Origin of the sequence: Pseudomonas sp. SWRI99, assembly GCF_014270125.1 — a bacterium.
GTDB classification, from domain to species: Bacteria; Pseudomonadota; Gammaproteobacteria; order Pseudomonadales; family Pseudomonadaceae; genus Aquipseudomonas; species Aquipseudomonas hamedanensis.
On record NZ_JABWQR010000006.1, the window covers coordinates 169,652 to 190,166 of the forward strand.

Genomic DNA, 20,515 nt, shown 5'->3' on the forward strand with positions numbered 1-20,515 from the left:
GGATGAGCCTATGAAAGCCAAGGCTGATGTACCTTTCGTGCCGCTTAATATAGCGGTGTTGACGGTCAGCGATACCCGCACCCTCGAAACCGATACCTCAGGCCAGGTGTTTGTCGACCGCTTGACAGCGGCGGGCCACAATTTGGCGGAGCGGGTCTTGCTCAAAGACGACCTGTATAAAATTCGCGCGCAAGTCGCCAACTGGATCGCCGATGATGTCGTGCAGGTGGTGCTGATCACCGGCGGCACCGGTTTTACCGGGCGTGACAGCACACCGGAAGCGGTCGCGTGCCTGCTCGATAAACAGGTAGACGGCTTTGGCGAGTTGTTCCGGCAAATCTCCGTGGCCGATATTGGCACCTCGACCGTACAGTCGCGGGCACTGGCCGGTCTGGCCAACGGCACGCTGGTTTGCTGCCTGCCAGGCTCGACCAACGCTGTACGCACCGGTTGGGACGGTATCCTCGGCGAGCAATTGGACGCGCGTCATCGCCCATGCAACTTCGTCACCCATCTGAAACAGGCGGCGCCTTGTGAATCCCGTGGGTAAGCCGGGCAAAACCGCCAGCTTGATGCCGGTCGAAGCGGCCCTGGCGCGTCTGTTGGAAATGGCCGATGCATCGCCGATTGCCGAGCGCGAGTACTTGCCGCTGGCTCAGGTCGAAGGGCGAGTGCTGGCTGAAGATCTGGTTTCCACACTGGATCTGCCACCTTGGCCAAACAGCGCCATGGATGGCTACGCCCTGAATGTGGCGGATTGGACGGGTGAACCCATGCCGGTCAGCCAGAAGGTGTTTGCCGGGCAAGCCCCGGAGCCGATAAAGCCTGGGACCTGTGCGCGAATCTTCACCGGCGCGTCGGTACCCGCGGGTGCCGACTGTGTCGAGATGCAGGAAAACACTGAGCTCCAGGCCGATGGGCGGGTGCTGTTCACTCAGCTCATGAAGGCCGGTCAGAACATCCGCCCGCAAGGTCAGGAAACGACCGTGGGCGAGTGCGTACTTGCCGCCGGCACCCGGCTGGGACCGATCGAGCAAGGCTTGTCAGCTTCGTTGGGCTGCGCAGGCCTGAGCGTGGTGCGTAAAGTGCGTGTGGCGGTATTGTCCACGGGCGATGAGCTGGTTGAGCCTGGGCAGGCACTCGGCCCGGGGCAGATTTACAACAGCAACCGCGTGGTGCTGTGCAGTTGGCTGCAGCGTCTGGGATGTGAAGTGATTGATGCGGGCATTCTTCCGGATGATCTGGCCGCGACCCGGCTTCGTCTGGGCGAATTGCAGGATGTCGATCTGATCCTGTCTACCGGTGGAGTCTCTGTCGGCGAAGCCGATTTCCTTGGCATAGCGCTGCGGGAAGAGGGTGAGCTGGCGCTGTGGAAACTGGCGATCAAACCCGGAAAACCGCTGACGTTCGGACATTTTCGCAATGTTCCGGTCATTGGTCTTCCTGGCAATCCGGCTTCGACGCTGGTGACCTTCGCGTTGCTGACACGCCCTTATTTGTTAAGGCGCCAAGGCGTACAGGACGTCGAGCCGCTGAAGTTCACGGTGCCGGCGGGTTTTGTCTGGCCTGTGGCCGGAAACCGTCGCGAGTACCTGCGGGGCCGGCTTGAGCAAGGTCGGGCGATGATTTACGAAAATCAGAGTTCTGGCGTGCTGCGTAGCGCCGCGTGGGCCGACGGACTGGTGGAAGTGCTGGAAGGACGCACGCTGACTGAAGGGGACGAGGTTGCTTTCATTCCGTTAAGCGAGCTTCTGGGCTGATCCCGTTGCAGCCAGTACACGCGTCGGCTGATAAAGCTGGCGCGTGTAAAAAACGTTGAGTCAATTGCTGATCAGTGACACCAACTGGTCGAATCGGCTATTGGCGACCCAACCCAGCAACCCCAGCACGATCGTCGTCGCACCCGCCGAGTAGGCCAGTCGATGCTTGATCGTTTTGACATCGTTGCGAACTTCGTCCATGTCCCGGCGGATATATTTGAGGTGGGTTTCCAGCTCGGTGACACGAGGTTCCATTTCGATTTCTCCAGGGGTCTTGGCGCTTTTATTGAAATCCGACTGATGACTTGCGCGACTTTCGGCGAGGGCGGCGACCGGACTCACTGGTATTCTGGCTTCATGACTTTGCATGGAAACATCCACCAGCTATTTCAAGTGAACGCTTGCTGCCTGGTCCATCTGGCGAACGGTCATCAGCCCTCGGGGCGTATCTGCTCATTACCGGCACATCCTTGTGTTGTTGGATTGAAAAACGATACCGCCGGCACACGTTGACCTAATGCTTGTGCCGGGTCAATTGAGCCGATTCCTCATGTTTCGTAAGAAAAAATACCACCGTGTAGGACGCTGCAGCCGGACAGGCGAATTTATTGAGACGCTGACGGCTTTTTTGCGCGTCGCGGTGGTCAAGATGATTCAACCGTATCAATTCTGGGAGTGACGTTTATGAGTGAGCGCCGGGCACTGTTGATTCTGCATGGCAAGCAGGCACTCAACGAGGCTGTTCGTGCAGCCGTACTGGACCGGCGCGAGCGGGGTTGGGAGCTGGCGGTTCGGCTGACCTGGGAGGCCGGGGATGCCAAGCGCCTGGTGGAAGAAGCCTTGGCAGCTGGATACACGCACATCATTGCCGGCGGTGGCGATGGCACCTTGCGCGATATTGCCGAAGCCCTGGCCATGCACCCACGCAAAGCCAGCCTGGTCCTGCTGCCGCTGGGGACTGCCAATGACTTTTGCCGTGCCGCCGGTATTTCGCTGGAGCCTGCCGAAGCCCTGGAGCTGCTTGATACGCCGCCCACTGACATCGATCTGGGCGAAGTGGGCGGGCAGATTTTTCTCAATATGGCCACCGGCGGATTCGGCAGTCAGGTCACCGCCAATACCTCGGAAGATTTGAAGAAAGTCTTGGGCGGCGCGGCCTATCTGTTCACGGGTTTGTCCCGATTCAGCGAGTTGCATGCCGCCTATGGTGAATTGCAGGGGCCGGATTTCCAATGGGAAGGCGAGCTGCTGGCATTGGGCATCGGCAATGGTCGCCAGGCCGGAGGCGGGCATGTCCTGTGCCCCGATGCGCAGGTGGATGATGGGCTGCTGGACATCAGTATTCTGCCGGCCCCGCAGGAACTGGTCGGCACGTTGAAGAACCTGCTCACGGAAGGTTTCGGTATCGACAGTATGTTTGTGCGGGCGCGGCTGCCCTGGGTCGAGATCAAGGTGGCGGAAGGGCTGTACATCAATCTCGACGGTGAGCCGCTGGAGGGCAATAGCCTGAGGTTTGCGGCGCGGCCGGCAGCCTTGCAGGTGCATCTGCCCAAGCATTCGCCGCTTTTGGCGCGCTCGGCGTCAATCAGTCGTCAAGGCTGATGATCTGCTCGCGCACGGCGAACAACACCAGGCCGGCCACGTCGTAGATTTGCAGGCGCTTCATGATCTGCGAGCGGTGGGTCTCGACGGTCTTGATGCTCAGCCCCAGGCCATTGGCGATTTCGCGGGTGGATTTGCCCCGAACGATCAGCCTGAGGATTTCCAGCTGGCGCGCTGTCAGGTTGTGCGACTCGGCAACTTCCGGCTGGTTTTTCTGATTGCGGGTCAGTGCCTGGTTGATCACGGTGTGAGCGATGGCCGGGCTCAGGTAGCGCTCGTTGTTACGCAGGGCTTCCAGCGCGTGTTCAAGCTCGGTGGCAGTGGTGTCCTTGAGCAGGTAGCCATGGGCGCCGGACTCCAGCGCCTGCATGATCAGGGCCGGGTCGGTGTGCATGGAAAGGATCAGGACCTTGCTCTGCGGGCGGACCCGCTTGAGGCGTTGCAGGGCTTCCAGACCGCCGGTTTCCCTCATCGAGATATCGAGCAACACGATGTCGGGACTCAGTTGCTCGACCATTTCGAGCAGTTGCGAGCCGTCATTGGCTTCGCCGATTACCGCGTAACCGGGAATATCCAGCACCAGAGCGCGCACGCCGGCCCTGATCAGCGAGTGGTCATCCACCAGAAGTAAGTTACAAGTCAACGCATAACCTTATTCGTACTGGCCCGCTCGAGTGCTCGGGGCGCCCAGGGGAAAAGTGCTTCGATTTGTGTGCCTTTGCCCGGCTCGCTGGTGACGCTCAGTGTGCCGCCCAGCTGTTCGATCCGCTCGGCCATCCCGGCCATGCCCCGTTGTCCTTCCCGTCCCGGATTGGCTGCCGGGGCAAACCCGAGCCCGTCGTCGCTGATCAGCAACGTCAGACCTTGCGGCAGTCGCTGAACACGCACCAGCAGGTTTTGCGCTTGTGCATGACGCAAGATATTGGTCACCGCTTCCTGGGTGATACGGAAAGCGGCGACCGCCATTTCCTCCGGGATACCGTTCAGACGCTGCTGGCAATCGAGGCTCCAGTGTACCGAAGTATTAGCCAGCGTCTTGAGCAGGTGCGCACGCAGGCTGGCTTCCAGACCCAGGCTGGTCAATTGACGCGGATTGAGAATCGCCGAAACGTCGCGCACCTTGTTCAGTGTTTCTTCAAGCGTGTCGCAGAGCACCGTACATTGTTCCTGCAGATCTTGCGGCAGGCGCCGTTTAAGCCATTCGCCTTGCAATTTAGCGGCGGTCAGCAACTGGCCGATATCGTCATGCAGTTCGCGGCTGAGCCGATGGCGTTCGTTCTCCTGGACCTGAAGCAGACGATCGGCCAGTTCCTGTGGCTGAAACTTGATCGACTTGCGCGACAAGCGATATTGCACCCAGACGCACGCTGTGGCCGCGATATTGAGCAACAGCAGGGCGAGGCTCACTGGCGCAGAAAAACCGTAGGTCAGCAGGCTGCCGAGCGCTGCCGCGACGCACAGTATGAGTGTGATCCGGCGGGCATTTTCCCGGGAGGGTGGCCATGTGATGAATGACTTGAGGCTGGCGTACATAACGAATGGAGCCACTGGATGTTCGCTGCGGGCAGACCGGCCGGTGGCGGGCGATCTCTGTCTGAAATACTGTCGATTCTGTTACTTGATTCAACAAGGCTCAGTAAGCGGTAGTTGATTGTCCACTACAGCCGACGCCGATGATAGACGTCACTTTGCCATTAACTGGGCGGTCACTGACTGCGCGGCATAATACCACTTAAGATACCGTTGGTCGCGTATGCGATAGAGGTCCGAGGGGGTAGAAAACACGCCACCGAGGACGTCAGTTCCATAATCGGAAAAAGTCCGGACATGGCCGTTGGGCAATGAACGATATTGCCTGAATTCGCATGCTTGATAGACAGGCAAACCCTGATGGCGGTGCGAAAAAATTCGCAGTATCCAAGAGAGATTATTTGAATTGATGTGTCGCGGGTGGGCATGAACTATTCAATTACGACATTCAGCTATTGGCTGTGCGCGATCAGCCGCCCGAAGTTCGATCAGGCCTGACGCTCGGAAAAAGCCAGTTGGGGCAAACGTTTGCTCGTCAGGGCCGGCTGTACGGGGCCTTGACCAATCTGGAAGGCGAACGCTTCGATCAGTGCGGTTTGTTCGCTTTCTTCCAGATCCAGTTGGCCGGTCTGCTGGTCGACCAGCTCAAGCTGCCATGCCATCAGCGTGAGGCAATCCTTCAAGGCATCGAGTGCCTGCTCGTGCAGGTCGATCCGGACCCGCGCGCTGTCGATCACGCTGTGCAGGTGCTGGCAGAACTCGGAGATCGCCACCAGCGCCAGCGTTTCGGCCCGGTTTGCCAGTTTGAGCAGGGTAGCGAGCAGGCAGTCAATGGCATCCTTGTCATTGCTGATCAGTTGCAGGTGGCTCAAGCATTCTTCGGTTTTGGCAAGGAGCGCTTCGGCCTCGACCAGAAACTCGGGGAAGCGTTGCGCCCAGTCTTTGCGGTCGATTGGCATGCTTATCTCCACAACGTCATGTCTGATGGGGGAATGCCGTGTGTGGCGACGATCGTGAATCGTCGGTAGATCGCGCCCAGACGTGCAAGTGCACAGACTGAGAGGTTCCAGGGGGTGTGTTGCCACTGAACTGCGATCGCACACAATAGCCTGACTCCGTTCATGCAATGAGAATGGCGTCACATTAATGGCTATTGGATATTGCGAATATCAGGTTGGGCCTGATTGTGGGTAGGGGAATCCCTTAGGCGCGGGAACCTAACGTGCGAATTGAGGTCGCGCCGCATTGAATGTAGCAGATGAAATAACGAGAGCCAGTAAAGCATGATGTTAATGTGACATCAATGCCCGCCTGTGGCATTTTGCGGATGTTTTTTGTGCGATCAAGATTCGCGCCCGGCAGCCGATAAACCTTCTTAATGAATTCACCCGAACAAGCCCAGGAGTCATTGATGGCCGGCATTCTCGACACGGTAGACCAACGCACGCAACTGGTGGGTGAGAATCGCCTGGAAATTCTCATGTTTCGACTCGCCGGACGCCAATTGTTCGCGATCAACGTGTTCAAGGTGCAGGAAGTGCTGCAACTGCCGAAACTGACGCTGATGCCTCAGCGTCACCCGTTCGTGTGCGGTGTGGTCAACCTGCGCGGGCAGACGCTGCCAGTGATCGACCTGTCCCAGGCGATCGGCATGCGCCCGCTGGTGCCGGGCCCCAACAGCACGATTATTGTCACCGAGTACAACCGCTCGGTTCAGGCATTTCTTGTCGGCGGCGTCGATCGCATCGTCAACATGAACTGGGAAGCCATCCTGCCACCACCGGCCAGTGCCGGCCGTCAGCACTACCTGACGGCGATCAGCAAGGTCGACGATCAGTTGGTGGAAATTATCGACGTCGAGAAGGTCCTTGCTGAAATCGTCCCGTACAACGCCAAGGTCTCGCGCGAGAAACTCGACGACCCGGTGCTGGAGCGCGCCCGTGGTCGCGAAGTGCTGCTGGTGGACGATTCCAACGTGGCGCTCTCGCAGCTGCGCGACACCCTCGGCCAGCTCGGGGTGAAAATGCACATCGCCAGCGACGGCTTGAAAGCGCTGAACATGCTCAAGGCCTGGGCCGATACCGGTGTGCACATGACTGACAAGCTGCTGATGATCTTCACTGACGCGGAAATGCCGGAAATGGACGGCTACCGCCTGACCACCGAAATCCGTAACGACCCGCGTCTGCGTGGTCTGTATGTGGTGCTGCATACCTCGCTGTCGGGCAGCTTTAACGACTCGATGGTGAAAAAGGTCGGTTGCGACAACTTCCTCTCCAAGTTCCAGCCGGACAAGCTGGTCGACGTGGTGCGCCAGCGTCTGATGCTCGATGTCGTGCCGGCCTGATCACACACCCATTGTAGGAGTGAGCCTGCTCGCGATAGCGCTGTGTCAGCCCCGAATCATTACCTGACACAGCGCTATCGCGAGCAGGCTCACTCCTACAGTTATTGCTCTTTGATTCCTGATCAAGCTCGTATAGGGTGGCGTTTTTCCATCAAGGAAGCTGGCCATGCTGCGTCTCAGCGCGCTTTATCGTTACCCGTTGAAATCCGGCAAGGGCGAAGTGCTGCAAAGCATAGAGCTGGACAAATTGGGGTTGGCGGGGGATCGACGCTGGATGCTGGTGGACGAGGCCAGCGGCCGCTTTTTGACCCAGCGTGCCGAAGCGAAGATGAGCCAGCTGTCGGCCCTGTGGAATGCCCGTGGCGGCTTGACCCTCAACACTCCTGAGCAAGGTTCGATCGAGATTGCGTTACCTGACGACAACGCCGAACTGCGTGGCGTGACGATCTGGCGTGACACCTTGCGCGTACCGGACGCCGGGGATGAAGCCGCGCGCTTCGTCAGCGATTTCCTTGGCAAGCGGACGCGGTTGGTACAAATGCCGTTGGAGCGGGCGCGAACCACGCAATCGGGTTTCGGCAAGGACGACGACCAAGTGGCGTTTGCTGACGGTTATCCATTGTTATTGATCGGCGAAGCATCCCGGCAGGACTTGTCGGAAAAAGTCGGGCGACCGCTGGAGATGCTGCGTTTTCGCCCGAATCTGGTTATCGAAGGCAGCGCGGCTTACGCAGAGGACGGCTGGAAGCGTATTCGCATCGGCGATATCGAGTTTCGCGTGGTCAAGCCGTGCTCGCGTTGCATCATGACCACCGTCGACCCACAAACCGGTGAGCGTAGCGCCGACCGTGAGCCTTTCGCGACATTGCAAAAGTACCGGACAACCGCCGATGGCGCGATGTTCGGACAGAATCTGGTCAACGACGGCAATGGTCGCCTGGAAGTCGGCATGCCGGTGGAGATTCTCGGGTAACTGTCACTAAACAAAAATGCCCGTGTTGCTGAACACGGGCATTTTTTTTGGCGCGGTGAAAACGGCTGGATCAGCCGCGGTATTCGCACAGATAAGCGGTGTCGACCGCCACTTTCAACTGAAACTTGCTGTTGGCCGGTACGTTGAACTGGCTGCCGGCTGCGAAGGTTTCCCAGTCGCTGCTGTCTGGCAGTTTTACGCTCAGCGCGCCGGAAACCACATGCATGATTTCACGCTGGCTGGTGCCGAATTCGTATTCGCCCGGGGCCATGACGCCAATGGTCGCTGGACCTTCGGCGGTGCCAAAGGCGATCGACTTGACGGTGCCGTCGAAGTACTCGTTGACTTTAAACATGGGCGATTCCTCGAAAAGGGCTTAAAAGGGGGCGGCCAGTATGCACAAGGCGTTTAGCGCCGTCACGTGCCTATAGCGGCAGCACCAGCGGCAACAACCGGGCCGTGTTGCGCGCATCTTCCAGGGCGCGATGCTGCTGACCGCTGAACTGCATGCCCGCCAGTTGCAGAGCGCCGTTGAGCCCCAGTGGCCGGTCGAGGCGGCGGGCCTTGGCGAAGCGCTGTTTGAGGTTCATGTGCGGCACTTTGCTCAAGCCGCTGTCGAGTTGCAGGCGCTGCCATTCCTGGAGCAACTGCTTGCGGTCGTAATCGCCCCAACTGGCCCAACCCTCGAGGCGCGGCTGATGCTGCACGAGCCAGCGTTCGAACGCCGGCCAGACCTCGGTCAGCGGCTGGGCGGCATCGATATTGGCCTGGCTGATGTGCGTCAGCTCACGACAGAACGGGGTGAGCAAAGGCCGCCGTGTCGGTTTGACGAAGCGCTGAAAGTGATCCTGCTCGCGCCCGGCACGATCGACCAGCGTGGCGCCGATCTCGATAATTTCCATTTCCGTGACCGGCCAGCCGCCTTCATCGGTGGTGGCTTCCAGATCTATGACCAGCCAGTGTGGCATCGCAGGGTTCCTGATTTCGCGTTCTGATTGTTCAGAGCGTAGTCAAACCCCGCGCCGGTGTCCGGGCGACTACTCGACCTGCAACAGAACCTGACGATTTTTTACCTGATCGCCGACCTTGACTTGCACCCGCTTGAGCACGCCGTCGATCCCGGCCTTGAGCGGGTGCTCCATTTTCATTGCCTCCAGCACCACCAGCAACTGACCTTTGCTGACCGTACTGCCTTCGCTGACCAGTACGTCAACGATGGCGCCGTCCATCGGCGCTTTCAGTGTGCCGGAGCTGACGCTGCTCTGACTGTCGATCACGGCCTGAGTTCGATCCTCCAGGCGCAGGCTGCCCGGATGGGTGAACAGCCAAAGCTGTTCGGCGTCCAGACGATAGGCGTGGCGTTGGCGCAAACCGTCGATGTCCAGCGTTATCGATTGTGCGGTGAGCTCGATGACTTTTGCGATCAGCGTGCGTTCGCTGACCTGCACCGAGAATTCGCCGGATTGGCGCGCCAGCATGGAGAGCGTCCAGTCCTGCTCCTCACTGCCCAGTCGATAGTGCAAAGGCACGCTGGCGTTGTTGCGCCAGCCATTAAGCGGCGGGCGATGGGGCAGGGCGCTGGCCTGATAGAACAACACCACGGCAATCGCCAGTTGCTCCGCCGTTGGCACATAGGTGTTCAGGCAGGCATGGCTGGAAAAATGTTGCTGGATGAAAGCGGTGCTGAACTCGCCGTTGATGAACTGCGGATGTTGCAGCAGGCCTTCGACCAAGCGTTGATTGCTTTGCACGCCGAGCAGTACCGTGTCCTGCACCGCGCGCAACAGCTTGCGCCGCGCTTCTTCGCGGGTGGCGCCGTGGGCGATCAGTTTGCCGAGCATCGGGTCGTAGAACGGGCTGATCGACTGGCCTTCAAGCAGACCGTGGTCGATGCGCGCCCCGTGTTGCTCGGCCGGCGTCCACGCCGTGATGCGACCGGTTTGTGGCAGAAAGTCCTGCGCAGGATCTTCTGCGTACAGGCGCACCTCCATCGAGTGACCCATGAGCTGGACCTGGTCCTGAGTCAGCGGCAGCGGCTGCCCTTCGGCAACCCGCAATTGCCAGGCGACCAGATCAATTCCTGTGGTCATTTCCGTCACTGGATGCTCGACCTGCAAGCGGGTGTTCATTTCCAGAAAGTAGAACTGGCCGCGCGCGTCGAGCAGAAACTCCACGGTGCCGGCACCGACGTAATCCACCGCACGACCGGCCTTGAGCGCCGCCTCACCCATCGCCTGACGCAACTCGGCGGTCATCACCGGGCAGGGTGCTTCTTCGATGACTTTCTGGTGGCGGCGCTGGATCGAGCAGTCGCGTTCGCCGAGGTACACCAGATTGCCGTGCTGGTCGCCGAACAGCTGCACTTCGACGTGACGCGGTTCGATCAATGCCTGCTCAAGGATCAGTTCGTCGCTGCCGAATCCGTTCAGGGCTTCCGAACGGGCGGTGCGCAATTGTGCCGGCAGATCGCAGGCATCGTGCACCAGACGCATGCCGCGTCCGCCGCCGCCGGCGCTGGCCTTGATCATCAGCGGGTAGCCGATGCGTGCGGCCTCGCGCAGCAGAGTGGCGTCGTCCTGCGCGGCGCCCTGATAACCGGCGATGCACGGCACGCCCGCCGCAAGCATGGCGATTTTCGACAGGCGTTTGCTGCCCATCAGTTCGATTGCTTCGACGCTGGGGCCGATGAATGTCAGGCCGGCGTCGTCGCAGGCGCGGGCGAACTCGGCGTTTTCCGAGAGAAAACCGTAGCCAGGATGGACGGCATCGGCCCCGCTGCGAAGGGCCGCGTCGAGGATAGCTGCGATATTGAGATAGGACTGCTGCACCGGCGCCGGGCCGATGCGCACGGCCTGATCGGCCATTTGCACGTGCAGCGCATCGGCGTCGGCGTCGCTGAACACGGCGACGGTGCGATAGCCGAGGGCCTGGGCGGTACGCTGGATGCGGCAGGCGATTTCACCGCGGTTGGCGATCAGGACTTTGTGAATGGCGGGCATGGTGGGTTTCCTGAAGGGTTGGCGGTGAATGTACAGGCCTCTTCGCGAGCAAGCCCGCTCCTACAGGGGAATGCATTCCAAATGTGGGAACGGGCTTGCTCGCGAAGCTTTCAGGTGGCCCACCGCGGTTTACGCTTTTGCACAAAAGCCATGGTTCCCTCCACACCTTCGGCGCCAGTCACCGCCGCGCTGAACCACTGAGCCGCCTCATCAAGCAACTCACTCGACGGCTGCCCGGCGCTCGCCAACAACAATTTCTTGGTCGCGGCATTCGCTTCAGGCGCGCAGCGCAGCACCTGTTGCAGCACCTCATCCAGTCGTTCTGCCAGTGCCTGGGCATCCTGTTCAACGAAATGCACCAGCCCCAAACGCAGCGCCTCAGCGCCATCGAATCGCGCAGCGGTCAGCGCCAGTCGCCGGGTTTCGGTCAGCCCGATGCGTTGCACCACAAACGGTGCGATTTGCGCCGGGATCAGCCCCAGGCTGGTTTCCGGCAAACCGAACTGCGCCTGGTGATCGGCGAGAGCGATATCGCTGACGCAGGCCAGACCCAAACCGCCGCCCAGCACGGCGCCTTGCAACAGGCAGATCAGCACTTGTGGGGCGTGCTGGGCTTCTTCGAGCAAGGCCCCGAAGGCCCGGTTCAACTCGCGGTAAGCCTCCGCGCCCTGGGCCCGAGCGTTGGCCATGTCCTTGAGGTCGCCGCCGGCGCAGAAATGCCCGCCGGCACCGCTGAGCACCAAGGCCCGCACCGCACGGTCATCACGTACCGCGGCCAGCAGCGCACGCAATTCGCCGATCATTTGCAGGCTCATCGCGTTGCGGCTGTCCGGGCGATTGAGGGCGATGTGCAAGACGCCGCCGTGCAGTTCCAGCAGCAGCGTCTGGCACTCGGGCAGGTGGCTCATTTCTTTTTCCCCGGCAGGATGCCCATCAGTTTGCAGATGATCCCCAGCATGATTTCGTCAGCGCCGCCGCCAATCGACACCAGCCGCACGTCGCGGTAGGCGCGGGCCACCGGGTTGTCCCACATGAAGCCCATGCCGCCCCAATATTGCAGGCAACTGTCACTGACTTCACGGCCCAGGCGTCCGGCCTTGAGCTTGGCCATCGACGCCAGCCGCGTCACGTCCTGGCCTTTGATGTACTGCTCGGTGGCCTGGTAGACCAGCGCCCGCAGGCATTCGATTTCAGTCTGCAGTTCGGCGAGGCGAAAGTGGATGACCTGATTGTCGATCAGCGCGTTACCGAAGGTCTTGCGCTCCTTGCAGTACTCGATAGTGCTATCGACGCAATATTCCAGGCCTTTGATCATGTTCGCCGCGCCGAACAGGCGTTCTTCCTGAAATTGCAGCATTTGCATCATGAAGCCTGCGCCTTCGTGGCCGATGCGATTGCGTTGAGGCACGCGCACGTCGTCGAAGAACACCTGCGCGGTTTCGGAGCTGCGCATGCCGAGTTTGTCCAGGTGCGAACCGAGGCTGATTCCCGGCGTGTTCATCGGCACCATGATCAGCGACTTGTTGATGTGCGGTTTGTCGTCCGAGGTGTTGGCCAGCAGGCAGATGAAGTCGGCGCTCGGCGAATTGGTGATCCACATTTTGCTGCCGTTGATCACGTAGTCGTCACCGTTCTTGCGCGCGGTGGTTTTCAGCCCGGCGACATCGGAGCCGGCGCCGACTTCGGAAACGCCGATGCAACCCACCTGCTCGCCGCTGATTGCCGGGCGCAGGAATTCTTCGCGCAGTTCATCGGAGCCGAAACGGGCCAGCGCGGGTGTGCACATGTCGGTCTGCACGCCGATCGACATCGGAATGCCGCCGCAATGGATGGTGCCGAATTCTTCGGCAGCCACGATCGAATAGCTGTAATCGAGGCCCATGCCGCCGAATTTTTCCGGTTTGGAAATACCCAGCAGGCCCAGCTCGCCAGCCTTGCGGAAAATCTCGTGAATGGGAAAGCGTCCGGCTTTCTCCCACTCATCGACGTGCGGGTTGATCTCGTGTTCGACGAACTGGCGGACGGTGCGGCGCAAGGCTTCGTGTTCCGGGGTGAAGATCATTATTGTTGTTCTCCGTAGGATCCGTGGCGGTCAGAAGCGGCTGACGCCGAAGCTGTTGGGTTGCAGCTTGCGAAGGTCGGCTTCGTGGCAGATATCCAGCAAATAGCCGAGCAGGGTGCGGGTGTCGCGCGGGTCGATCAGGCCGTCGTCCCACAGGTTGGCGCTGCCGTAAAGCGCGGTGGATTGGCTGTCGAGTTTCTGCGCGGTCATTTGCTCCAGCATGTCGAGCATTTTCGGGTCCGGCACCTGGCCGTCCTTGAGCTGTTTGGCTTCGGTAACGATGCGCAGCACCTTGCCGGCCTGAGCGCCACCCATCACCGCTGTGCGGCTGTTCGGCCAGGCGAAGATGAAGCGTGGATCGAGACCGCGTCCGCACATCGCGTAATTGCCAGCCCCGTAGGAACCGCCGACGACGATGGTCAGCTTCGCCACCCGCGCGTTGGCCACGGCCTGAATCAGCTTCGAGCCGTGTTTGATCACGCCTTGCTGTTCCGATTCGGTGCCGACCATGAAGCCTGTGGTGTTGTGAAAAAACAGCAGCGGCGTCTGGCTCTGGTCGCACAGTTGAATGAACTGCGCTGCCTTGCTCGCACCGTTGGGGGTGATCGGCCCGTTGTTGCCAATGAAGCCGCAGGCGCGGCCCTGAATTTTCAAGTGGCCGCAAATCGTCTGTTGATCGAACTCGCCTTTGAATTCGAGGAAGCACGATTCGTCGGCGATGCGTGCGATGATTTCGCGCACGTCATACGGTTTTTTCGGATCATCGGGGATCAGGCCGAGCAGCTCGTCGATAGGGTAGAGCGGCTCTTTGTATGGCGGCTGCGCGCGCCATGGCAATTGTTCGTTCCATGGCAGCATGCGCATGATGTCGCGTACCTGACGTATGCCGTCAGCGTCGTTTTCAGCCAGATATTCAGCAGTGCCGGCGACCTGCGCGTGCATCTCGGCGCCCCCGAGTTCTTCGTCGGTGGCGATTTCGCCGGTCGCCGCTTTGAGCAGTGGCGGGCCGGCGAGGAACAGCTTGGCCTTGCCGCGCACCACCACCACGTAATCCGACAGCCCCGGTTGGTAGGCGCCGCCCGCCGTGGCCGAACCGTGCACCACGGTAATCTGCGGCAGGCCCTGGGCCGACATCCGCGCCTGATTGGCAAAGCTGCGCGCGCCTTCGACGAAAATTTCCGCCGCGTAATTAAGGTTGGCACCGCCGCTTTCGGCGAGGGTGATCACTGGCAGTTTGTTTTCCTGGGCGATCTGTTGCAGGCGCAGGGATTTTTTCAACCCGCTTGGCGAGATGGTGCCGCCCTTGATCGCGCTGTTGTTCGCCACCAGCATCACGCGCACGCCAGACACATAGCCGATACCGGCGATCAGGCCGCCGCCGGCCGCGCTGCCGTCTTTGTCGTCGTGCAACTTGTAGCCGGCGAGGCTGGCCAGTTCGAGGAACGGCGCGCCGGGGTCGAGCAACAGGTTCAGGCGTTCGCGGGGCAACAATTGCCCGCGTTTGTCGAATTTGGCTTTGGCGTCGGCGGCCTTGTCCAGCAGGTTCCGTTCCAGCTGTTGCACCTGCTCGATGGCCGCCAGCATGGCCGCGCGATTGCGCACGAACGCTTCACTGTGCGGGTCGAGTTGCGACTGTAGGTGCGCCATGGCTTATTCCTTGTCCTTGAGCACTTCTGGACGATAGGCGCGGTGGAAGCCGTTGAACGACTCGCTGTGGCTGGCCTTGTGCAGCGGCCAGGCGCGACTGCCGAGGCTGGCGGCACCGTCGATTTTCACCGTGGTGCCGCTGATGAATGCGGCTGCCGGACTGAGCAGAAACACGATCGCCGCACTGACTTCCGACTCGGTGCCGATGCGTTTGAGCGGCACATGCTCGCGCAGGGTCGGGATCACCGCTTTGAACGCGCCTTCATAGGTGTCCATGCCGCTGGAGGCGATCCAGCCGGGCGCCACGGCGTTGACCCGAACTCCGGCATAACCCCACTCGAACGCAGCGGTCTTGGTGAAGTTGTCCATGCCCGAGCGCGCCGCGCCGGAGTGGCCCATTCCAGGCATGCCGCCCCACATGTCGGCGAGCATGTTGACGATGCTGCCGCCGTGTTTACTCATCGATTGATTGAACGCTTCGCGCGCCATCAGGAAGCCGCCGACCAGATTGGTGCGCAACACGGTTTCGAAGCCTTTCTGATTGATCGAGGCCAGGGGTGACGGATACTGACCGCCAGCGTTGTTGACCAGGCCGTGGACCGGCCCATGCTCAGCGATCAGATCCTTGATCAACTGCCTGACTGCCTCTTCATCGCGAATGTCGCAAGCTTTCCAATGTGCACGACCGCCGTCCTCGGCGATCTCGGCGGCGACTTTTTCAAGCTTTTCCGGCTTGCGCCCAACCAGCAGCACATTGGCGCCGAGGGCTGCCAGTTCGTGGGCGGTGCAACGGCCGATACCACTGCCGCCGCCGGTGACAATGACGTTCTGGCCGCTGAACAGATCGGCTTTGAAAATCGACGCGTAAGCCATGCGCACCCTCCTTTAATCGAGCTGTTCGGCGATGCTTGTTGGCACCGGAATCTGGATTTCCAACAATTGCTGGGCAAAGGCTTTGCCCTGCGGGTCGATGCGCAGACTGGCTACGCCGCCGCCGCCGAGGGCGTTTTCCAAAAGAAAGTTGAGGCTGTGAGTGCCGGGCAAATACCAGCGTTCGACGCGGCCCAGGACCGGATCGAGGACATGACGCATCCAGTCGACTACCACCGAAGTGGTCAGCGCTTCGGCGATCCACGGCAGGTAGTCGGGGTGGCGCGGCAGTACGCCGATGTTGCTGTGGTTGCCCTTGTCGCCAGAGCGCGCCACTGCCAGTTTCACCAGCGGCACACTGGCATCGGCGCGCCCCTTAGGTTTGGGGGGTTGATGGGCGAGCGGTAAATCCTCGCTGGCGAGCGCAACTTGCGAGGGCAGGGCGCAGGGATAGCGTTCACCGGCCATTTCGACGTGCAGGCTGCAGGCGGTTTTGTCGATCAGGAACGAGAACAGGCGGATCAGCGGATAAACCGTCGGGCGTCCACCGACGATACCGGTCAGGCCCGGAGCCATGCCGGTCGCGGCCTGGGCAATCTCTCTGGAGAACAGCACCAGGGCTTTTTTCTCGGGATGGCGCACAGCGATTTTGATCACCACTTCTCGGCTGTCGCGGCGTTGACCGTGGGGGCCATAGGTGGCTTCGCTGCCGAGCAATTCGATGTGGGTTTCGCTGTAGGGCGCCCAGCCGCGCAGGCTGAACATTTCAGCGGTCTTGTCGATGATCGCCTGACTGACGCGCCGTGCTTTTTCCACGGCGTCGATGCCGGCCATCAGGCAACTGGCGGTGCAGCGAAAACCATCCGGGTACGTCGCGCTGACCTTGTACTTGTCGGTCGGCGGCAGGCCTTTGGCGCCGTGAACGTGAACGACGTTTTTGCCTTGCTGCTGAAGTTTGACCTGGGAAAAATCGCAGACCACATCAGGCAACAGATAGGCCTGCGGATCGCCGATCTCATAAAGCATCTGTTCGCCGACAGTCAGCGGCGTGACCAGCCCGCCGGAGCCTTCGGGTTTGCTGACGATGAATTGGCTGTCGGCGCTGACTTCGACGATCGGAAAGCCGATGTGCTCGTAATCCGCCACGTCGCGCCAGTCAGTGAAGTTGCCGCCGGTGCATTGTGCGCCGCACTCGATGATATGCCCGGCCAGTGCGGCCTGGGCGAGTTTGTCGTAGTCGTGCCACGACCAGCCGAATTCGTGGACCAGCGCGGCGCTGACCACCGCACTGTCGACCACCCGTCCGGTGATGACGATGTCCGCGCCCAGGCGCAGCGCTTCGACGATGCCCGGCGCGCCGAGGTAGGCGTTGGTCGACACGCATAATGGCGGCAGCGGGGTGCCGCTGAACATTTCGGTGACGCCAGTGAGTTGTTTGAACCGGGGTTGCAGGTCATCGCCCAGCAGCACGGCGATTTTCAGGTCAATGCCGGCGTTGTCGCAGGCCGCTTGCAGCGCGGCGGCGCAGGCGTGCGGATTGACCCCGCCGGCATTGCTGATAACGCGAATGTTCTGCTCGGCCAGTTGTGGCAACAGCGGTGCAAGCACTTCGATGAAGTCGCTGGCGTAGCCTGCCTGCGGGTCTTTCATGCGTGCCCCTGCCATGATCGACATGGTGATCTCGGCGAGGTAATCGAACACCAGATAATCCAGGCGTCCACCGCTTACGAGCTGCGCGGCGGCGGTCGATGTATCGCCCCAGAAGGCACTGGCGCATCCGATGCGGACGGTGGTTGGCATGTTTATCTCCGACTCAGAAGCCTGCGACAGAAGTGTCTGGAGGCTACCAAGCAAGCGCTTGGTTTGTAAACAGTTGAAACTATCTTCTGCCCAAGCGCTTGCTTGGTCACGGTGCGCGGCTTAAATTGCGCGCAACCCTTAAGGTTCGGGGGGCAACGCACTGATCGACTGTAGGAGAGAACGGGTGGACGAGCAAAAAGCCCTGGGGGTCATGCGCCAATTGGTCGACGCGGGCCAGTTGACCGACCCTGACAGCGCCCGCGGCAAATTGCTGCAAGTGGCGGCTCACCTGTTCCGCAACAAAGGCTACGAACGTACGACAGTGCGCGACCTGGCCGGTGCGGTGGGCATTCAGTCGGGGAGCATTTTTCATCACTTCAAGAGCAAGGACGAAATCCTGCGCGCGGTGATGGAAGAAACCATCCGTTACAACACTGCATTGATGCGCGCAGCGCTGGCCGAAGCCAGCGATGTGCGCGAGCGCGTGCTGGCGCTGATCCGCTGTGAATTGCAGTCGATCATGGGCGGCAGCGGCGAAGCCATGGCGGTGCTGGTCTATGAGTGGCGGTCGTTGTCCGAGGAAGGTCAGGCCAAAGTCCTCGCGCTGCGCGATATTTACGAAGACCTCTGGCTGCAAGTGCTGGGCGAAGCCAAGGACGCCGGATTTATTCGCGGCGATGTTTTTATTACTCGACGTTTTCTCACCGGCGCACTGTCCTGGACCACCACCTGGTTCCGTGCCGGCGGCAGTTTGAGCCTCGATCAACTGGCCGATGAGGCGCTGATTCTGGTCCTTGAAGAGCGTTGAGCGAGTTTCTATCCGGCCGGGAAACTGGCTAACTGGGCGAAACCGCCTAGCTTGAATGCATTGATCGATCTTTTTTCGGGGAGTGGGGTGTTTTGAAGTCTTTGCCAATTCGGACGGCCGCCGGGCTGATGCTCGCAGGGCTGGCTGCGCTTTGGGTATTGCCCGCTCAGGCAGCGCAATTGGTTCGGGTCGGCGCGGCGCATTTTCCGCCTTACACCATTCGTCCTGAAAACGGCGCCGACACCGGTTTGCTTCCGCAACTGGTCGAGGCCTTGAACCGTTTGCAAAGCGACTATCAGTTCGTTCTCGTACCGACGTCGATTCCGCGGCGCTTTGGTGACTTCAAACAGGGCCGGATCGACATGGCCATCTTCGAAAATCCGCAATGGGGCTGGAAGGAAATTCCCCACACGGATGTCGACATGGGCCTGGAAGACGCCGAGATTTTCGTCGCGCAACGCCAGGACAACCGCCAGCAGAGCTACTTCGCCGACCTTGAAGGCAAGCGTCTGGCCCTGTTCAGTGGGTACCACTACGAATTCGCCAGCTTCAACGCCGACCCGAAATTCCTCGCCCGCAACTACAACGCGACGCTGACCTATTCCCACGACAGCAACCTGTTGATGGTGTTGCGCGGACGCGCCGATATCGCACTGGTGACCCGTTCGTATCTGAGTGACTACCTGATGCGCAACGAAAAGGTGCGCGACGAGCTGCTGGTCTCGCAACGTATCGATCAGGTCTATCACCACTACGCCATTTTGCGCAGCGCCGCGCCGATTTCCAGCGAAGCGTTTGCCAGACTGCTCAAGGGCTTACGCGACAATGGCGAGATGCTGAAGATCTTCGATCCGTACAAGATTGCGGTGGTGCCGGTGCCTCAGCGCTGAAGGCTGTTTTTGCCTTGAGCCTAAATTTCCCCATGCGGCTCACGTCACATCGTTGAACTGTCGACGATTACCGTGAGCCCGACCCATGTCCCATCTGAATGACCTGACTGCGCTGGCCTTGCCTTCGGGCAGTCAACTCCAGGCCGATGCCAGCGAAAGCCGCCTGAGCCTGAGCCTCGACGGCCAGCCGTTGATTCGTCTGCGCCTTGACCGCGAAGCGAAAGGCCCGATCCAGCTTGATGAACGTTACGCGCTGCCGGCGGGCCAAGCGTTGTGGGCGGCCTGTTACTGGTTGTTCGCTCGTGATCCCGATTGCCGACAGCTGACCTGGCAACTGGATCAGCCGCCGACCGAAGCCTTGCTCAGCGGTTTGCTGGTGAACACCGAGGTGGCCGGTGAATATCGCTGCGAGCGCACGTTGTTCTGGCAATTGCCGCAGCCCTGGCTTGGTACGTCCATCAGCGGTAGCTATCCGCAGCAAATGGTGATCAGTCAGGGCAAGCGCCATCCGCGGCGACCGGTGAAACCGCGGGGTGAAGTCTATCGGCGCTTCGATGCCCGTCTTGGCGCCTGGATTTCCTTGCGCACACTTGAGATTGAAGAAGATTTGCCGCGCTTCAATCGCTGGCAGAACAGCCCCCGCGTGGCCAGTTTCTGGCAAGAGGAGGGCAGTCTTGAGCAACACCGCGAGTATCTGCGCAAGCTCGACGCCGACCCGCACACGCTGACCTTGATCGGCTGTTTCGATGATCAGCCGTTTGCCTATTTCGAAGCCTACTGGGCCAAGGAAGATCGCATCGCGCCGTTCTACGAGGCCGGTGATTTCGACCGTGGCATTCACATGTTGGTCGGCGAGGAAAATCACCGCGGTCCGCACAAAGTCGCGAGCTGGTTATCGGCGCTGGTGCATTACCTGTTTCTTGATGATCCACGTACCCAGCGCGTGGTGGCCGAGCCGCGGGCCGATAACGCGAAGATGATCGGGCATATGCACAACCAGTGTTTTCATTGCGAAAAGGAATTCGACTTCCCGCACAAGCGTGCGGCGCTGATGATTTTGGGGCGTGAGCGGTTTTTTGATCGGTGCAGCTTGGCCTGACGTGTCCGGGCTCAAGGTCTTCTGCGGTCTTGAGTCCGCCATCGCGAGCAGGCTCACTCCTACACTCGAACTGTGAACACAGGACCAATGTAGGAGTGAGCCTGCTCGCGATCGGAGGCGCATCGATC

At 60.4% G+C, this 20,515-nt stretch carries 20 protein-coding genes; 8 read left to right on the forward strand and 12 right to left on the reverse strand.

All coding sequences use genetic code 11. The annotated features are described in order from the left end of the window. The first annotated feature begins 10 nt into the window (after positions 1 to 10). Together moaB and glp are read left to right on the forward strand one after the other, a co-directional pair. Positions 11 to 550, forward strand: coding sequence for a molybdenum cofactor biosynthesis protein B (gene moaB, locus HU743_RS07225; RefSeq protein ID WP_122591925.1), 540 nt, complete (start codon positions 11 to 13; stop codon positions 548 to 550). Beyond that, a complete protein-coding gene (gene glp / locus HU743_RS07230; RefSeq protein WP_186647834.1) occupies positions 534 to 1,760 on the forward strand; it encodes a gephyrin-like molybdotransferase Glp in 1,227 nt (408 codons plus the stop codon). The genes moaB and glp overlap by 17 nt, the downstream gene beginning before the upstream one ends. A gap of 60 nt (positions 1,761 to 1,820) precedes the next feature. On the opposite strand, the gene HU743_RS07235 is transcribed toward glp, so the two are convergent. Further along, entirely contained in the window at positions 1,821 to 2,129 is a 309-nt protein-coding gene (locus tag HU743_RS07235) for a hypothetical protein (RefSeq protein ID WP_186547125.1), read from the reverse strand. A gap of 315 nt (positions 2,130 to 2,444) precedes the next feature. On the opposite strand from HU743_RS07235, the gene yegS reads away from it, so the two are divergent. Next, positions 2,445 to 3,362, forward strand: a complete 918-nt coding sequence (yegS, locus tag HU743_RS07240; RefSeq protein WP_186647836.1) for a lipid kinase YegS — start codon at positions 2,445 to 2,447, stop codon at positions 3,360 to 3,362. Here yegS and HU743_RS07245 read toward each other — a convergent pair. From HU743_RS07245 to HU743_RS07255, 3 genes are all read right to left on the reverse strand, one after another. Beyond that, a complete protein-coding gene (locus tag HU743_RS07245; protein ID WP_186619180.1) occupies positions 3,346 to 4,005 on the reverse strand; it encodes a response regulator transcription factor in 660 nt (219 codons plus the stop codon). The two genes, yegS and HU743_RS07245, sit on opposite strands and share 17 nt — an antisense overlap. Then, entirely contained in the window at positions 4,002 to 4,895 is an 894-nt protein-coding gene (locus HU743_RS07250; RefSeq protein WP_186637458.1) for a sensor histidine kinase, read from the reverse strand. The genes HU743_RS07245 and HU743_RS07250 overlap by 4 nt, the downstream gene beginning before the upstream one ends. Positions 4,896 to 5,380: 485 nt before the next feature. Then, on the reverse strand, positions 5,381 to 5,851 hold the full coding sequence (locus HU743_RS07255; RefSeq protein ID WP_186647838.1) for a hypothetical protein: 471 nt from the start codon (positions 5,849 to 5,851) through the stop codon (positions 5,381 to 5,383). A gap of 452 nt (positions 5,852 to 6,303) precedes the next feature. Between HU743_RS07255 and HU743_RS07260 the strand changes: the two genes are divergently transcribed. Next, the gene (locus tag HU743_RS07260; protein WP_186637442.1) at positions 6,304 to 7,239 is read left to right on the forward strand and encodes a chemotaxis protein CheV; all 936 of its coding nucleotides are present in this window, start codon (positions 6,304 to 6,306) and stop codon (positions 7,237 to 7,239) included. Between the two features lie 166 nt (positions 7,240 to 7,405). After that, on the forward strand, positions 7,406 to 8,212 hold the full coding sequence (locus HU743_RS07265; protein ID WP_186647840.1) for an MOSC domain-containing protein: 807 nt from the start codon (positions 7,406 to 7,408) through the stop codon (positions 8,210 to 8,212). A gap of 70 nt (positions 8,213 to 8,282) precedes the next feature. On the opposite strand, the gene HU743_RS07270 is transcribed toward HU743_RS07265, so the two are convergent. From HU743_RS07270 to HU743_RS07305, 8 genes are all read right to left on the reverse strand, one after another. Then, complete coding sequence (locus tag HU743_RS07270; RefSeq protein ID WP_039759849.1) at positions 8,283 to 8,567, reverse strand: pyrimidine/purine nucleoside phosphorylase; 285 nt, start codon at positions 8,565 to 8,567, stop codon at positions 8,283 to 8,285. A gap of 70 nt (positions 8,568 to 8,637) precedes the next feature. Further along, the gene (locus HU743_RS07275; RefSeq protein ID WP_186619182.1) at positions 8,638 to 9,180 is read right to left on the reverse strand and encodes an exonuclease domain-containing protein; all 543 of its coding nucleotides are present in this window, start codon (positions 9,178 to 9,180) and stop codon (positions 8,638 to 8,640) included. A gap of 69 nt (positions 9,181 to 9,249) precedes the next feature. Beyond that, positions 9,250 to 11,211 (reverse strand): acetyl/propionyl/methylcrotonyl-CoA carboxylase subunit alpha, encoded by a 1,962-nt coding sequence (locus tag HU743_RS07280; protein WP_186647842.1) that lies wholly within the window; start codon positions 11,209 to 11,211, stop codon positions 9,250 to 9,252. Between the two features lie 110 nt (positions 11,212 to 11,321). Continuing rightward, a complete protein-coding gene (locus HU743_RS07285; RefSeq protein ID WP_186647845.1) occupies positions 11,322 to 12,119 on the reverse strand; it encodes an enoyl-CoA hydratase-related protein in 798 nt (265 codons plus the stop codon). Continuing rightward, complete coding sequence (gene atuD, locus HU743_RS07290; protein ID WP_186647847.1) at positions 12,116 to 13,273, reverse strand: citronellyl-CoA dehydrogenase; 1,158 nt, start codon at positions 13,271 to 13,273, stop codon at positions 12,116 to 12,118. The genes HU743_RS07285 and atuD overlap by 4 nt, the downstream gene beginning before the upstream one ends. A gap of 30 nt (positions 13,274 to 13,303) precedes the next feature. Further along, positions 13,304 to 14,920: an acyl-CoA carboxylase subunit beta gene (locus HU743_RS07295; protein ID WP_186647849.1), complete on the reverse strand. Its 1,617-nt coding sequence runs from the start codon at positions 14,918 to 14,920 to the stop codon at positions 13,304 to 13,306. A 3-nt stretch (positions 14,921 to 14,923) separates the two neighbouring features. Further along, positions 14,924 to 15,793 (reverse strand): SDR family oxidoreductase, encoded by an 870-nt coding sequence (locus tag HU743_RS07300; protein ID WP_186647852.1) that lies wholly within the window; start codon positions 15,791 to 15,793, stop codon positions 14,924 to 14,926. 12 nt (positions 15,794 to 15,805) lie between these two features. After that, positions 15,806 to 17,590 (reverse strand): acyclic terpene utilization AtuA family protein, encoded by a 1,785-nt coding sequence (locus HU743_RS07305; RefSeq protein ID WP_186647854.1) that lies wholly within the window; start codon positions 17,588 to 17,590, stop codon positions 15,806 to 15,808. A 184-nt stretch (positions 17,591 to 17,774) separates the two neighbouring features. Here HU743_RS07305 and HU743_RS07310 point away from each other — a divergent pair, with 184 nt between their 5' ends. The 3 genes from HU743_RS07310 to HU743_RS07320 all read left to right on the forward strand — a co-directional run bounded on the left by HU743_RS07310 (position 17,775) and on the right by HU743_RS07320 (position 20,387). Then, entirely contained in the window at positions 17,775 to 18,398 is a 624-nt protein-coding gene (locus tag HU743_RS07310; RefSeq protein ID WP_186637426.1) for a TetR family transcriptional regulator, read from the forward strand. Between the two features lie 92 nt (positions 18,399 to 18,490). Continuing rightward, positions 18,491 to 19,288: a transporter substrate-binding domain-containing protein gene (locus HU743_RS07315; protein ID WP_186647856.1), complete on the forward strand. Its 798-nt coding sequence runs from the start codon at positions 18,491 to 18,493 to the stop codon at positions 19,286 to 19,288. An 85-nt stretch (positions 19,289 to 19,373) separates the two neighbouring features. Then, positions 19,374 to 20,387, forward strand: a complete 1,014-nt coding sequence (locus HU743_RS07320) for a GNAT family N-acetyltransferase (RefSeq protein WP_186647858.1) — start codon at positions 19,374 to 19,376, stop codon at positions 20,385 to 20,387. The last annotated feature ends 128 nt before the right edge of the window (positions 20,388 to 20,515 follow it).